This is a genomic window from Aquimarina sp. ERC-38 (assembly GCF_026222555.1).
Taxonomy (GTDB): domain Bacteria; phylum Bacteroidota; class Bacteroidia; order Flavobacteriales; family Flavobacteriaceae; genus Aquimarina.
In genome coordinates this window covers 3525199-3540598 of sequence record NZ_CP098511.1, presented here as the reverse complement: position 1 = coordinate 3540598, position 15400 = coordinate 3525199, and the positions used below count along the sequence as shown (strand labels likewise).

Sequence of the window (15400 nt, the reverse complement as noted above, 5' to 3'; positions counted from 1 at the left end):
TTCCAGGAAAAAATGCCAATGTCTATAGAAATAGATACTTTATGTACTTAACCTTTGTTGTAAAAGGTATTTACTATTTTTATAGTCGCTAAAGATAAAATGCCTTTGAAAGATTTTTTAAATGCTTTATATAAAAATCAGTCCTTAATCTATAAAGGAGTTCTTTTTATAAGTACAGTGACATTAATTGTGTATCTCTTTCCGAAAGGAGGGGTTTTTAAATACGAATTTACTAAAGGAAAACCCTGGCAATATGACAATTTATACGCTCCTTTTGATTTTGCGATTGTTAAGAACGAGGATGAACTAATAAACGAACGTTTAAAAGTCGAAGAACAGGTAATTCCTTATTTCACTTACGACACCCTTGTTTATAAAAATGTATTAGCAGCATATCCTAAAGCTTTTAGAACACATCTTAAAATGCTGAATGAGCATAATACTTCTGAAAGGGCAAGGGTATTCGGGTTAATAATTCTTAAAGAAATATATCGGTACGGAATTTTAAAAGAATCCTACGATTATGACAAGGATAAACAGGTATTTCTTAATAAGGGTAACAATGCTATTGCGATTACCTTTAAAAAACTATTACCAGAGAACAAGGTCACCCAGACTATTACTTCTAAACTAAATAAAAGCGAATATGTAAAATTTAAAAGTGCATATCTCGCTTTATTCTATGATATTATCAAGCCTAATGTAAGTTTACATCGCCAACTTACGGAGAGTGCTTTGCAGGGAGAGCTGGAGAAAATATCTCTTACCCGGGGAGGAATAACCAAAGGTAGTAGGATTATAGCCAAAGGAGAAGTAGTGGAAGGGGAGACACTACGGATTCTCAAATCCCTTAAATCCGAATATGAATCCCAGGTATGGAGTGCAAATAATACGTATTGGATTGTATCCGGATATGCGATTCTGGTAGCTTTTGCGCTATTAATGTTATTTTTATTTATCTATAAATACCGTCCGGATATTTATATTAATAATACTCAGGTTACCTTTATTCTTTTTAATGTAATTGTTTTTGTTTTTATCACCACGCTGGTAGTAACCTATGCTGCGGCTTATATTTACGTCATTCCGCTTTGTATTTTACCCTTGGTTTTAAAAGCATTTTTTGATTCTAGGCTAGGCCTTTTTACGCATGTAGTGACCGTAATGATTCTCGGTTTTATCGTTCCGAATAGTTACGAATATACCTTTTTACAAATTATAGCCGGTATTGTAACTATTCTCACCATTTCAGAATCTTATAAACGTGCAAATCTCTTTTTATCGGTAGGTCAGATTACTACGGTTTATATTATTGCTTATGTTGCTTTTCATATTATTCATGAGGGAACTATCAATAATATTAGTTGGCAAACAATTCTTTTATTTATCATTGGTGGTTTTGCTACTTTAATTGTACATCCGTTAATCTACGCTTACGAAAAGACCTTTGGGTTGGTATCAGATGTCTCTTTATTAGAACTTAGTGATACCAATTCTTTTTTACTTAAAGATATGTCCAATACAGCACCAGGTACCTTTCACCATTCGCTCAATGTAGCTAATATTGCGGAGGCTGCTGCAAATGATATTGGAGCAAATGCAATGTTAGTCAGGGTAGGAGCTTTATATCATGATATTGGAAAAATGACAAACCCCATATATTTTACCGAAAATCAGGTAGCGTCCGGTAACGTTCACGATATGCTATCCCCACAAGAAAGTGCTAAAATTATTGTTGAACATGTGATTAAAGGTATTGAACTTGCTAAAAAACATAAATTACCGGATCGGATTATTGATTTTATACGTACCCATCATGGTACAAGTATTGTCTATTATTTTTATCAAAAAGCAAAAAAGGAAAATCCGGAAGTGGATATTGCCAACTTTCAATATCCCGGACCTATACCATTTTCTAAAGAAACGGCTATTTTAATGATGAGTGATAGCGTCGAAGCTGCCTCTAAAAGCTTGAAAAACCCGACAAGTAGCCTGATTAATGACTTTGTAGAAAAGATTATAAATAAACAAATGGCAGATGGTCAATTTTTAAATGCAAATATTACGTTTAAGGAGATTCAGCAAATTAAGAAAGTCTTTAAAAGAAAATTGACTAACATTTATCATTTACGAATTGAATACCCTGAGTAAATATTTAATAATTAGGTGGATGGAGGATAGCTTGTTTGTAAATAAGACGAATACAACTACTTCTTTAAATATTTTGCGTCCATCCAGAAAGTACCAAAAGGAATAATAGAACACAATAGAACAATCAGAAAGGTTTTTAGGTTCCACTTTTTTTCTGCTTTGACTAAAAAAGCAAATACGATATAGGCTAAAAATAAAAAACCATGAATCATCCCAATAACTTTGTTAGGTTCAGGAGAAGCGAATAAATATTTTAAAGGCATGGTTACAAATAAGATCACAAGGTAGGATAAACCTTCTAAAAAACTAATAATTCTAAAACTTGTAATCATAGGTTGAAGTATCTTACACTAAATTAAAAATGGCTAGAGCGTATAGATAAAATCTTAGAAATCGTAGTAATCCAAATAATAAATAGCTAATAAAATTGAATTTTATCATTCCGGCAGCAATACTGGTAATAGAAAAAGGAATGGGTAATAATGCCCCAACTACAATTAAAAATCCTCCCCACTTTCGGGTATTCTTTATATGTTTTGCCATTTTTACTTCCAAATATTCGTGTACGGAAGGAATTTTAGTAATGGATTTACCTATAAAATAAGAAACGATTCCGCCCAGGTAAGAAAGCAAAGCCAAAACAGATAAATATAGGATGGGAGAATTGGCTTTATCACACCAGGCAATAAAAATTTCAGGAGGAATTAAACCTAATAAAGACTCTGAAGCAAAAAAAGTTCCGAAAACCACACTATCAGCGTAATTTTCTGTAACATAAATCAATAAGTCATTAATATTAATGACAAAATAGTTAATACAAAGCAGGACTATTATAAACAATACAATAGGAGGAAGTGCTTTTTTTAAACTTGTTCCCAGAAATTTATAAAATCCTGTATAAGAATAATATTGATGTAATAATTGTAATCTTGTTTTTTTTTCAGACTTTGTCGATACTTTCATATAAACTCCTTCACATTTTGTAATAATACTACCTACATAAATCCTTAAGCAATAACTAAACCAGCTTTAAATTTGGTTTTCATGTATCTAAAAAATTAAAATTCATTCAATGCGGTACGATAGTCGGCTAAGTCCGAAACATTCATCTTGTTTTTTAAATCTTTAAATAAAGAAATCATATAAGAAAGACTTTCTACCGGACTAACGGCAGTTTCTTCAGTAGTTATTAATTCCTGACCTTCTTCAACTGGCTCATCATCCGGAATTGGAATTAAAAATGTATCATTCTCCTCAATATGTTCATAAGTTAAGCGTAAAACTTTAACTGCCAAGGGAATTTGCGCTTCTAAAGCGTATGTACGAAGTTCCTTTAAATCTTCAATAAGTGTATTTGTAATAATTCCTGAACGTTCAAGGTCGGCTAAAATTTTTTCAATTAATTTTTGAGCTTTTTTATTTTCCAATGATCTTTCTATTATCAGTTTAGTTATACTTTGAGGTACAAATTTAACTCTTTATACTATTCTTTAAAATCTTTCACGCTACTAATTTTTAAAAATACCACTAATAAGTATAGGTACACTTCCTATATACTTTAACATTAGTGTCCGGTAAGGATTCAGGATTACTATCGCTTCAAAAATCAAGACTAATTATTAAAATTCTGAAAATCAATACTATAAAATTATCCATGTAAAAAAACAAATTACATTTAAAAAGTAAAAAAGCAACCTTTCATTACTTTAAAGTTTAAAATTTCCATATTTTATTATGCTTTATAAACTATCATTCATTTTAACCGGAGATTAATAATGTTTTAAAGAAAAAAACGGAATGTTTAGCTTGTTTTACAATTGATGGCGATAAGTTTTATTGTAATAAATTGGTAATTATGATATAGGTATATAAAGAGCAATTATATTAATATTAATAAGGAAGGTATAAGCTAACTTTCGGTATAGGATTGAATCTATCAATTCTATTTATATGTGTGCCATGCATACTATTTACTGATAGGGTTGAAGTCCCGAGCGAGCCTACTTGACAGGAATCGTTAGCTGATCGCAAGGGTGTCCATTGTGAAGTGGAATCTGAAGGAAGCGTAAGGCAAACTGTTGATATGACGGACAGAAACATGATGTAAGGCTTACCGTTAGGATGATTAAGTATTAGATCAAGAAGTCCAAAAGTCAAGCGTAACAGCGGGTAGTAAATCATGCATATTAACAGGGAGAGGAAATAGTTTACCATGGGAGCTCTTGTCACCGAGAGGGGGGTAAGAAGTCAGCAGAGGTCATAGTAGTTTTTTTTTTCTGAAAAGAAAAAAAAAGGCGAAGGACCGAATCATTAACTAAGGAGCAGCAGCTCTATAAATTGTAAAAGTCATAAAGAACTCAGGAAAATATCGGGAATATCCACAGATGTATCTGCCAGGAGCAGAAGAATGGGGGTACGATAGCCAGAAAGTGAAAGGCACGGACGTATATTGTGCCGGAAGCAGACGGGTACGGGAAGAGTGGCTTTCAAGATGTAGAGAAGAGCGAGCCTTAACCTCAGATTTACTAAGTGAGGTAACCAGCTTAGGTAATCTGTCCGCATCGTTAAAGCGGGTAATAAGTAACAAAGGTAGTGCCGGGGTTGATGGCATGTCTGTGGAAGAACTACGGGACTGGTTTAGCAGTCATCATAAGGAACTCACAAGGCAGCTAAAGGTTGGTAGCTATCGTACCAATCAGATCAGGGGGGTAAAGATACCCAAGCCAAAAGGAGGTTATCGTCAATTGGGGATACCAACGGTCAAAGACCGTTTGGTACAACAGGGGGTACACCAAATTTTGGAAAAGGTATACGACCCCACCTTTTCGAAATTCAGTTATGGATTCCGAAAAGGAAAAGGCACTGAGTCCTGTTTACAACAAGCATGTTCATATGTAAAAGAAGGTTATCGGTATATAGTTGATATTGACTTGGCATCATTCTTTGATGAAGTCAACCATGACCGATTACTATGGACACTTGAACAAAGAATAGGAGACAGATTGCTACTACAACTAATTTGTAAATTTTTAAAGAGCGGTATACTGGAAGGAGGACTAAATAGTCAACGAAGGAAAGGCACTCCACAGGGTAGTCCACTCTCTCCATTACTATCCAACATAGTTTTAGACGAACTGGACAAAGAACTAGAACGTCGGGGGCTACGATTCGTACGCTATGCAGACGATCTTATCATCTTTACAAGAAGCCGTAAGGCATCTAAGCGAGTGATGGGGTCAGTGACCAGATTCATAGAAGAACGCATGAAACTCAAAGTCAATAAAGATAAGAGTGGCATACGGGTTCCTTATGAATTAAATTTTCTAGGTCACAGCATAGTTGGTAAAGGGGAACTGGGATTGAGTAAACCGAGTTTGTATCGTTTAAAAAGTAAGTTAAAGGAGAAGACCAAACGCAATCGTGGAATCAGTCTTGATCAAATGGTTAAAGAATTGAATCTGTTAATGCGTGGCTGGCTCAACTACTTTAAGGGAGCCAAAATGAAAAGCAAGCTTAAAGCGATTATGAGTTGGCTAAGAAGGCGAATCCGTTGCTTTCGATTAAAGCAATGCAAACGTGCAATCGGTATAGTGAGATTTCTAAAGAAGCTTAAAGTACCAGAGTGGCGAAGCTGGTTATTGGCATTATCCTCAAAAGGGTGGTTCCATAAATCCTGCACACCACAAGCACATGAAGCAATGAACTACGATTGGTTCACTTCCATTGGTCTATTCGATCTGTACACTTATTACTGTTCAAAATTAATGAAACCGCCCAGTACGTAAAACGTATGCTGGGTGGTGTGAGAGGACAGCAAAGCTAGGAGTAATTACCTACCTTTGCTTCCTACTGGATTAGAAAAAGTAAGAATTACTTTAATTAGAAAAGCAGAATAAAGAAAATTATGGTTACCTAATAAATAGGTGAAATTTTCCAGCTAAAGTTTGAGGGTTACCCGTAACCTATTTTGTAAGAATACCCTGTATCTTTGAAAAGTATTCCAATTACAATTTTTCCCTTACTTTTTTGTTTTCCCCATACTTACCTCCTTGAATACAGGAGGTAAGTTGTTTTCAAAAATAAATACAAAAATTTAGTAATTTGTGCTTTTTTAAATAAGATTTAAAAGTATCAAAATCAATTTTTAAGCAGGGGATATATAAAGCAATACTACACTACGTATAATGTAGCCTTATAAAACCTTAAATTTAAAACTTAGACGTCATATGTTCATTTGTGCTCCTGAAGTATATAAATATATAGGAGGATATAAAAAATGAATGAGTTATCCATCAATAATGAAAATGTAAGAATTCACGTAGAAAGAGGAAGTGATTGTACACTAAAATATAATTTTTACATTTAATTTTTCCTTTTTGTATAAAATTGCTGTTCCTTTATCCTTTTAATTATAAACTATGCAAAAATTGAAAGCCTGGATTACTGCTGCCAGGTTACGCACTTTACCTTTATCCATAGCCGGTATATTGATAGGTTCGGTTTTAGGTTCATACTCCAAATTTCAGTTGGATTATCTCAACCAAAAGTTAGAAACTCCTTTTTATAGTTCTCCTATATTTTGGATGGCAATCATAACTACTCTAGGCTTACAAGTTTTATCCAACTTTGCCAATGATTACGGGGATGGTGTTAAGGGTACGGATAATGAGGATAGAATCGGACCCATGCGCGCTTTACAAAGTGGAATAATTACAGATAGTCAAATGAAGATCGCTATAATTATTACTTCTATTTTAACCATGCTTAGTGCCATATATCTGATTTATTTGTCTTTTAAAAATACAAATATTGGTTATTCCCTTTTTTTCTTTGTACTTGGGGTTATTGCAATTATAGCTGCTATTAAATACACTGTCGGTACTTCTGCCTATGGCTATAAGGGGTTAGGAGATGTATTCGTATTTATATTTTTTGGTTTGGTTAGTGTTCTGGGATGTTATTTTCTTTTTCAAAAAGAGGTTCCTATAATTATCACTGCTCCGGCTATAACCATAGGTTGTTTAAGTACAGCTGTTCTTAATTTGAACAATATGAGAGATTTACATAATGATGCTAAAGCGGGTAAAAATACTCTAGTAGTACAGTTGGGCAGACATAAAGCTAAATTATACCATTATTCGTTATTAATTATCGCAATGGTATCCTTTCTTATTTTTTATATAGTTACCGGATCAAAATTGATAGAATTAATTACATTTCTAGCTTTTATCCCTCTACTGAAACATCTATGGACGGTTTATAAAATAGAAGAACCAATACAATTTGATCCCGAACTTAAAAAAGTGGCATTGAGTACCTTTTTATTAGCTATTTTATTTAGTTTGAGTCAAATATTAACAGTAACACTTTAATGGTAAATACCAATACTTATAGTAAATATATGTGTTATATCGCTTATATAGAAAAACAGGAAATGCTGTAAATACATCACATATTTAAGTTAATTTAAAAATAAAATAATCGTAGTTCATAAAATAATGACCGCAGCTTATCAAAAATATGTTTTAAAATTTAAAAGGCCTAGCGGTACATCCCGGGGAGTATTGAAAACAAAGGAGACTTGGTTTTTATTGCTTAAAGATGGTGATAAGGAGGGTATAGGGGAATGTGGTATCTTAAGAGGCTTAAGTATGGATGATGTACCTGGCTACGAAGAAAAGTTACAATGGGTTTGTAAAAATATTGATTTGGGTAAAGATCAATTATGGGAGCAGCTACTTGATTATCCCAGTATCCAATTTGGAGTCGAGATGGCTTTTTCTTCTTTACAAAGCAAACATTCTTATGACTTGTTTCCTTCTTCTTTTTCAGAAGGAAAAGAAAACATTCCTATTAACGGGTTAATCTGGATGGGAGATAAAGCGTTTATGAAAGAACAAATTAGCCAAAAACTAGAAGAAGGATTTTCTTGTATTAAAATGAAAATTGGTGCTATTGATTTTAAAAAAGAATTAGCTTTATTAGAGAGTATTCGTTTTAACTTTAGTGCAAATCAAATTGAATTGCGGGTAGATGCAAACGGAGCCTTTAATCCATCCGAAGCCATAGAGAAACTAAAACAATTGAGTCAATATCAACTGCATAGTATAGAACAACCTATTAAACCCAGGCAAATTAAAGAGATGCAAAGACTTTGTGCAGAAACGCCTTTGCCTATCGCTCTAGACGAAGAGTTGATCGGAGTATTAGATAAGAAATCTCAGCAAACACTACTGGAAACTATACAACCCCAGTATATTATTTTGAAACCGAGCCTTATCGGAGGGATAAAAGGTACAAATCAATGGATTGAAAATACCACCCGATTAAAGATAGGATGGTGGGTAACCAGTGCGTTAGAAAGTAACGTGGGGTTGAATGCCATAGCGCGATATACTTATACCTTACAAAATAACATGCCGCAGGGTTTAGGTACCGGAGGCTTATATACTAATAATATTGATAGTCCGCTTTATATAAAAAATGGCACGTTGGGATACGATCCTAATAAAAAGTGGTCAACTAACATCTTAAAATTGTAGTTTATGTTTATAGCACAAGCGTATAAAGGGGATAATACTCCCTGGAAAGTTATCGTAACGATTCTGATTACTAGCGGAATTTTTATTTTAAACCTGGTAGCTTTTCTTATTTCTGACCCGGGCGATATGGAACAAGCCTATGCTCTATTAAAAAAAATACCTAAAAACTTATCGCTAATTTTAAATTTAGCTCCTTTTGCCTTACTACTAATTTTGCTTTTTTTATTAGTGAAGTATTTACATGAGCGAAGTATCTTATCCTTAACTACCTCTCGAAGTAAAGTAGATTTTTCCCGAATCTTTTTTGGATTTGCAATGGTTTTTATTTTTACGGTAGTTTCTTTTATCATAGGCTATTTTATAGAACCTGAAGCGTATGAATTGCAATTTAAACCCCTTAACTTTATTATATTAGTAGTCATTAGTTTGGTTTTGTTTCCTTTTCAAATAGGTCTGGAAGAATATCTTTTTAGAGGGTTTTTAATGCAACAAATTGGTATTGCTTTAAAGAACAGGTGGATGCCTTTAATCATTACCTCCGTATTATTTGGGGTTTTTCATTCAGCTAACCCTGAAGTAGCAGAACTAGGGCCTATTGTCATGATATTTTATATCGGTACCGGTTTACTTTTAGGAATTATGACCTTAATGGATGAAGGTATGGAACTGGCATTAGGTTTTCATTTAGGAAATAATTTCTTAGCAGCAACTCTAGTTACCGCAGAATATTCAGCTTTGCAAACAGATGCTATTTTTAAAAGCGTAGGAGAACCTGCAACCTTATCTGAATTAATTCTTCCGGTTTTTGTAGTATATCCAATTTTCTTATTTATCATGGCAAAAAAATACAAATGGAATCATTGGAAAGAAAAACTAACTGGAAAAGTAATAAAGCCTCCGCATTTTACATCCACAATGAATTACAAAGGAATTATTCCACCTAAAAACATAATAACCGAAGATTAGATTTAACAAAAATTTTACGCAGGCTTAACTTTATTTTCTGGGTAATCTTTGATTTTTGAATATGGCGGCAAAAGAAAATTTTTTCGTTCCTACAATTCACCCGGATTGTATCGTTCAGGGAAAATCCTTTACCGGTACTAATGCAAAAAAAATAGCCGAACAATTGATTAATGAGGGAGAAATACATGAGCAGGAAGTAGGTAGATTTCTATTAGAATGGATTCATCCCAATCCTTATATTAATGTGAAAACTTCGGGTTCTACAGGTACTCCGAAGGAGATAGAAGTCTACAAACGCCACATGATCAATAGTGCTAAGGCTACCGGTAGGTTTTTTAAAGTGCAGGAGCAAACAACGGCTTTACTTTGCTTATCAGCCAATTATATTGCTGGTAAAATGATGCTGGTAAGAGCTATCGTTCTAGGCTGGAACCTGGATATTGTAACCCCCAAGGTAAATCCGATGGATACTCTTTATAAACATTATGATTTTTGTGCCATGGTACCCTTGCAATTGGATAACTCTTTAAATCGGTTACATCTGATAAAAAAATTGATTGTAGGAGGGGGGAGAGTATCAGTTCCTTTGATTGATCTGGTTCAGGGTATTAAAACCAAGGTTTTTGAGACTTATGGAATGACGGAAACGGTTTCTCATATTGCAGCAAGAAGATTAAACCCGAAGAAGAAAGAAAAAAAGGAAATTTCTTATTTTAAAGCGCTTCCGGATATTACTCTTTCCGTAGACAATCGAAAATGCCTGATTATTAAAGCACCGCAATTAAGTTATGATACCATTATCACGAATGATGTGGTTGAACTTAAATCCTATAAGAAGTTCCTGCTTAAAGGAAGATTTGATAACGTAATTAATAGTGGAGGTATCAAATTATATCCAGAAGAAATCGAAGTAAAATTACAAAAAATCATTTCGCATCGATTTTTTATCAGTTCTTTACCTGATCCTAAGTTAGGGGACCGACTAATTATAGTAGTGGAAGATTTTGATCGACCCAAAAATATAGAAAGGTTAAAAGAAGCTATTGACAATGTAAGTACCCTTACTAAATATCAGATTCCTAAAGAAATTTATTGTATTCCTCAATTTGTACAAACCGAAACTGGTAAAGTTCAGCGTAAACAAACGTTGGAATTAATTAAATGAGTAAACTAAAGCTTGCGTGGTAGACAGTGGTTCAAAAGAGATTCCCATCAAAAATAAAAAAGGAGAAATTTAAGAGTCATCGGGGTGAGCGGCAGTACAGTGGAGGATGACCACAATGTTGCGCAAGCAGGGATAGATATTTTATAATTGGCATTACCAGAAGTAAAACAAAAAAGCTTTCTAAAATTTAAGTGCAAAGCACTATTTTAGAAAGCTTTTCTGGTATATAAAACAATATTAAAACCTACTATAGGATTAACAGATTGGTTTAAAACCTGGTAGCTATTCGGTTTATCAAATATATTTAAAATTTGTAAAATTATTCTACTGGTTATTTTTTAGATTTGAAGTTCGCCTTCCACACCTACATCTTGCTTATTTCCAGTAATGGCTCCGATACCTTTTTTTACCAATGAAGCCAATTTACCGCCTTCGGTATCCCAGTAATTTGCCTTTTCCGGTACTACCTTGATAGCACTGGCATTTGGATCATTTACCCCATCAAACCAGGCTTCATCACTTTGTTCATAAAAACGGGCAATGGTTTCCTGATCCGTATAGATAAATGCTTTACCATAGACTACCATATATTCCATTGCTCCAGGTTTAGAATAAATCAATTGTATATCATTATCAGAATGTATATGTGCGTTGTGTTCGCTATTTCTATTACTTAAAAACCAAATGCTACCTTCTTGGTCAACTTCCTTAGTACTCATCGGAATAATATGAGAAGGACGTCCTCCCAGATTAGTTTCCATCATAGCAAAGTCAATATCTTTAGCTAACTCTTCTAGTTTTTTCCAGGCTTCTTCATCCTTTAAATTTTGTACGCTCATAACTTTATATTTTAATGTATTATAAAATTAGGAGTTATCCACGTATAGCATGTATACTATCCGCAAATTTACTACTGCAATACGTAAGGTAATACAAAAAGAATTTAAATAAATTTAGTAATCAAAGAAGAAGGGACAAACGGGTCGGTTTCTTTAATAAAATTCATATAAATAATTAAACTCGCTATATGAGAAGAAGTTACCAGTACTAGAAATAAATCACTTGGATAATACAATTCATTAATTGGAGATAAGGTTACAGATAATAATAATAGAGAAGCGGATACAATTAATTGAAAGCCCCCCTTGTAATAATCAGAAATATAAATGCAGTATGAAATAGCAATATACGTTAGTAAAGCAACAACTGAAATCAAAATATATGGCAATGATCCGGGAAGCATATGAATAACAAGTTCTGAAACGGAAAAGATTAGATATATAATAAGTAAAAGACTAATGATCAGCGACCAGGAGATCATTTTAAAGAACTGTATCTGAATCTGGTTAAAATATTTCCGTAAAGAATAAACAGCTAAAACCATATAGATTGTAATGAAAATACAAATTTTAGAAAAATGTGATACGATATCGACATATAGAAAATAATCAGTAAAAATAAGTGAGATCAAACCTAAAACAGCATAAAGGTTAATATTAGAATTTTTATAGAGGTAGTCGATAATGATCGCTATCAAAACCATTGGCATTACCAGTTGAAGTAAGGTTTTGTCAAAAAAGCCTGATATGACAAAAGTTATAATAAAAGAAGTATAAAGAATAGCTTTAGTAATAGTCAAATTCTTCATCATGGTACTCTCAGTTTTGGGGACGATAAAGATATAAAAAAATAATAAACAATAAATTATTTACGTTTAAAAAGTAAATAATAGAATAGTTTACCTGAGAAGAGTACAGTTTACACTCTCTGAAAAATGCCTAATATATATTTTTCATTTCTTGTTCCATAAGTGTAACGTCTAATAAAATAATGGGATTTATGAACGGTAGTATTCTAAAGTAACTACCCGTGTATGCTTTCTGAAGTACTAAGGCTTTCCATAATTTCAGCCTCAAATTTTAAAAGCTCTTTCCACTTTTGATCGACTTCTTTTCGATCCCCGTATTGCCTGGCAAAATTTAAAAACATGGTATAATGGTTAGCTTCACTCACCATCAGATTTCTATAAAATTCGGCTAATTCTTTATCATTTAATTCTTCTGATAGTAATTTAAAACGTTCACAGCTTCGCGCTTCAATTAGCGCAGCATATAATAAACGGTGCACTAGCTGAGTTGTCCGACTACCTCCTTTCGGAAAAAATTTTAATAAGCGTAGTACATAGTCGTCTTTACGATCACGGCCTAAAACTTGTCCGCGTTGTAGAATTTTGTCATGTACCATTTTAAAATGGCTAATTTCTTCCTTAACCAGTTTTACCATTTCCTGTACCAATTCGGTATATTCAGGAAAACTTACGATTAAAGATATTGCGGTAGAAGTTGCTTTTTGCTCACAATAGGCATGATCTGTCAAGATCTCATCAATATTTTTTTCTACAATATTTACCCAGCGTGGATCCGTAGGTAGTTGTAATCCTAGCATTTTTTTTCTGTCTAAATGGTCATGATACCATACAAAGTTAATGAAGTTATTCTTTTTATTATCTCTTCAAAATTAGAAGTTAAAATTTAAAGATTTCTAGCATTTAATTATCAGTATCCGGCTAAAACAAGTAGGCGTTCATAAAGTATAGTAAAATAAGGTGATTCTGAATTTTAAAGTATAAAGAGGTTGCTTTTTACTTTGTTAAGAGTAATTTGTATTTTTAAATGTAACTAATTTTACAGTTTTGATTTTAATATTATAATAGTCCGGTAACTACTGTTAAATATCCAAATCGAATTCAGATCTAAGTTTATCGATCAAAGGATTTTTTTCTTTTAGTTTTTCATATTTATCCTGCGGGGTAAAAGCGTATTTTTTAGAAACTTCTTCATTTACATTAATAACAAGTTCAACCTTATAATTATTTAACTCCTTGTAAATGTATTGTAAAAAGGAGTTTTGAATTTGTTCCAAATCCGCTTTCATGGAATGATTAGGAAGTTCTAAAATAATTTGATTGCCATTTTTTTCCGGGATATTCATAGCAAACATAGAACCTACGATCATTTCACCCTTTCGTTCCTGCATCTTACCATAAGTAAGCCATGCATTTTTAAGGTCTGTTTCAGTAAATTCCTTTTCAGGAAGATTTCTTGGGTCAACAATTTCTTGTACTTTACTGTTTTGGTGCTCTTTTTTTTTCCGAATGCTACTCAAAGACAAACCGGAAGTTTTCTTTTTATTTACAGAAAGATTTGCTGGATTAATAACTTTTTGCGGTACGATTGAAGGAGCCACTTCTTGCGTTGGTACCGATACTACTTGATTTTCCATAGGTTTTGGTTTTTCTACGTTCTCACTGTAGGATACTTTGGGTTCACTTAGTACAACTGCTTCTTGCTGTTCAGAGATAATCGACTCTTTTTTATCAAGTCTTTCTTCTGATAAAACTTCCTTCGTTTTCTCAATTCCTTTAACTTTATTGTTTCGAAAGTAACTTGCTGGAATTATGTAGGCATCATCCTTTTTTTTTTCTCCATAACCAGGTTGGGTAATAGAGGCTAATTGCATCAGGCATAATTCGACTAAGAGTCTTTGGTTTCGACTGGATTTATACTTTAGATCGCAATCATTGGCTAAATTAATTCCTTTAAGTAAGAAAGAAGTGTCTGCTTCTTTGGATTGTTCGTAATACTTCTTTTTAGTCTGATCTCCAACTTCCAGAAGTTTAATAGTTTCTGGGTTCTTACAAACTAATAAATCACGAAAGTGGGACGCTAATCCGGCAATAAAATGATGTCCGTCAAAACCTTTGCTAAGTACTTCGTTAAAAGAAAGTAGTAACTGCGGAATGTTATTAGAAAGCAATAAATCCGTGGTAACAAAATAAGTTTCGTAATCCAGAACATTAAGGTTCTCCGTAACTGCTTGTCGCGTTAATTTTTTCCCGCTATAACTAACCACCCGGTCAAATATAGAAAGTGCGTCCCGCATAGCACCATCCGCTTTCTGTGCAATTATATGAAGAGCTTCTTCATCAGCTTCAATACCTTCGCTTTCAGCCACCTTCAATAAGTGGTTTTTAGCTTCAGTAACCGTAATCCTTTTAAAGTCAAAAATCTGACAACGGGAGAGAATGGTCGGAATAATTTTATGTTTCTCTGTAGTAGCTAAAATAAAAATAGCATGTTTTGGAGGTTCTTCTAAAGTTTTTAAAAAGGCATTGAAAGCTGCTTGCGAAAGCATATGTACCTCATCTATAATATATACTTTATAGGTTCCCACCTGCGGCGGAATACGAACCTGCTCGATCAAACTACGGATATCATCCACCGAGTTGTTAGAAGCCGCATCCAACTCAAAAATATTAAAGGCAAAATCTTCATCTTCTTGGGTAGTACCGTCTTGGTTAATAGTTTTTGCTAGAATACGGGCACAGGAGGTTTTACCAACACCACGTGGACCCGTAAACAACAATGCCTGCGCGAGGTGATCGTTTTTTATAGCATTTAATAAAGTATTGGTAATTGCTTGCTGTCCAACAACATCTTCAAAAGTTTGAGGCCTGTATTTTCTTGCAGAAACGATAAAATGCTCCATAAAACAAAGTTAAAAATTGAAGTTTGAT

General features: G+C 33.5%; 13 protein-coding genes. 6 read left to right on the top strand and 7 right to left on the bottom strand.

Features of this window, described 5'->3' with window-relative positions; translation table 11 throughout:
* Positions 1-105 precede the first annotated feature (105 nt).
* The gene (locus NBT05_RS14815; protein WP_265770649.1) at positions 106-2151 is read left to right on the top strand and encodes an HD family phosphohydrolase; all 2046 of its coding nucleotides are present in this window, start codon (positions 106-108) and stop codon (positions 2149-2151) included.
* A gap of 56 nt (positions 2152-2207) precedes the next feature.
* Here the strand turns inward: NBT05_RS14815 and NBT05_RS14810 are convergent, their stop codons facing one another.
* The 3 genes from NBT05_RS14810 to NBT05_RS14800 all read right to left on the bottom strand — a co-directional run bounded on the left by NBT05_RS14810 (position 2208) and on the right by NBT05_RS14800 (position 3578).
* Complete coding sequence (locus NBT05_RS14810; RefSeq protein ID WP_265770648.1) at positions 2208-2483, bottom strand: DUF3817 domain-containing protein; 276 nt, start codon at positions 2481-2483, stop codon at positions 2208-2210.
* 13 nt (positions 2484-2496) lie between these two features.
* A complete protein-coding gene (locus NBT05_RS14805) occupies positions 2497-3114 on the bottom strand; it encodes a YqaA family protein (RefSeq protein ID WP_265770647.1) in 618 nt (205 codons plus the stop codon).
* Between the two features lie 95 nt (positions 3115-3209).
* The gene (locus NBT05_RS14800; protein ID WP_265770646.1) at positions 3210-3578 is read right to left on the bottom strand and encodes a hypothetical protein; all 369 of its coding nucleotides are present in this window, start codon (positions 3576-3578) and stop codon (positions 3210-3212) included.
* Positions 3579-4580: 1002 nt separating this feature from the next.
* Here NBT05_RS14800 and ltrA point away from each other — a divergent pair.
* From ltrA to NBT05_RS14775, 5 genes are all read left to right on the top strand, one after another.
* Positions 4581-5936, top strand: coding sequence for a group II intron reverse transcriptase/maturase (gene ltrA / locus NBT05_RS14795; RefSeq protein ID WP_265770645.1), 1356 nt, complete (start codon positions 4581-4583; stop codon positions 5934-5936).
* A gap of 633 nt (positions 5937-6569) precedes the next feature.
* On the top strand, positions 6570-7523 hold the full coding sequence (gene menA, locus NBT05_RS14790) for a 1,4-dihydroxy-2-naphthoate octaprenyltransferase (RefSeq protein ID WP_265770644.1): 954 nt from the start codon (positions 6570-6572) through the stop codon (positions 7521-7523).
* Positions 7524-7649: 126 nt separating this feature from the next.
* Positions 7650-8693, top strand: a complete 1044-nt coding sequence (gene menC / locus NBT05_RS14785; RefSeq protein ID WP_265770643.1) for an o-succinylbenzoate synthase — start codon at positions 7650-7652, stop codon at positions 8691-8693.
* A 3-nt stretch (positions 8694-8696) separates the two neighbouring features.
* Positions 8697-9659, top strand: coding sequence for a CPBP family intramembrane glutamic endopeptidase (locus NBT05_RS14780; RefSeq protein ID WP_265770642.1), 963 nt, complete (start codon positions 8697-8699; stop codon positions 9657-9659).
* A 61-nt stretch (positions 9660-9720) separates the two neighbouring features.
* A complete protein-coding gene (locus NBT05_RS14775) occupies positions 9721-10824 on the top strand; it encodes an AMP-binding protein (protein WP_265770641.1) in 1104 nt (367 codons plus the stop codon).
* A gap of 338 nt (positions 10825-11162) precedes the next feature.
* Here the strand turns inward: NBT05_RS14775 and NBT05_RS14770 are convergent, their stop codons facing one another.
* The 4 genes from NBT05_RS14770 to NBT05_RS14755 all read right to left on the bottom strand — a co-directional run bounded on the left by NBT05_RS14770 (position 11163) and on the right by NBT05_RS14755 (position 15372).
* Positions 11163-11663, bottom strand: a complete 501-nt coding sequence (locus NBT05_RS14770; RefSeq protein WP_265770640.1) for a pyridoxamine 5'-phosphate oxidase family protein — start codon at positions 11661-11663, stop codon at positions 11163-11165.
* 104 nt (positions 11664-11767) lie between these two features.
* Positions 11768-12475, bottom strand: coding sequence for a hypothetical protein (locus NBT05_RS14765; protein WP_265770639.1), 708 nt, complete (start codon positions 12473-12475; stop codon positions 11768-11770).
* Positions 12476-12687: 212 nt separating this feature from the next.
* Positions 12688-13269 (bottom strand): tRNA-(ms[2]io[6]A)-hydroxylase, encoded by a 582-nt coding sequence (locus NBT05_RS14760; RefSeq protein WP_265770638.1) that lies wholly within the window; start codon positions 13267-13269, stop codon positions 12688-12690.
* Between the two features lie 282 nt (positions 13270-13551).
* Positions 13552-15372 (bottom strand): DNA polymerase III subunit gamma/tau, encoded by a 1821-nt coding sequence (locus NBT05_RS14755; protein WP_265770637.1) that lies wholly within the window; start codon positions 15370-15372, stop codon positions 13552-13554.
* Positions 15373-15400 lie beyond the last annotated feature (28 nt).

Excerpts from the sequence above, each read along its gene's own strand:
- NBT05_RS14810 (WP_265770648.1), bottom strand. The coding sequence starts at position 2,483 with ATGATTACAAGTTTTAGAATTATTAGTTTTTTAGAAGGTTTATCCTAC.
- menA (WP_265770644.1), top strand. The coding sequence starts at position 6,570 with ATGCAAAAATTGAAAGCCTGGATTACTGCTGCCAGGTTACGCACTTTA.
- menC (WP_265770643.1), top strand. The coding sequence starts at position 7,650 with ATGACCGCAGCTTATCAAAAATATGTTTTAAAATTTAAAAGGCCTAGC.
- NBT05_RS14760 (WP_265770638.1), bottom strand. The coding sequence starts at position 13,269 with ATGCTAGGATTACAACTACCTACGGATCCACGCTGGGTAAATATTGTA.
- NBT05_RS14770 (WP_265770640.1), bottom strand. The coding sequence starts at position 11,663 with ATGAGCGTACAAAATTTAAAGGATGAAGAAGCCTGGAAAAAACTAGAA.
- NBT05_RS14780 (WP_265770642.1), top strand. The coding sequence starts at position 8,697 with ATGTTTATAGCACAAGCGTATAAAGGGGATAATACTCCCTGGAAAGTT.
- NBT05_RS14805 (WP_265770647.1), bottom strand. The coding sequence starts at position 3,114 with ATGAAAGTATCGACAAAGTCTGAAAAAAAAACAAGATTACAATTATTA.
- NBT05_RS14765 (WP_265770639.1), bottom strand. The coding sequence starts at position 12,475 with ATGATGAAGAATTTGACTATTACTAAAGCTATTCTTTATACTTCTTTT.
- NBT05_RS14755 (WP_265770637.1), bottom strand. The coding sequence starts at position 15,372 with ATGGAGCATTTTATCGTTTCTGCAAGAAAATACAGGCCTCAAACTTTT.
- NBT05_RS14775 (WP_265770641.1), top strand. The coding sequence starts at position 9,721 with ATGGCGGCAAAAGAAAATTTTTTCGTTCCTACAATTCACCCGGATTGT.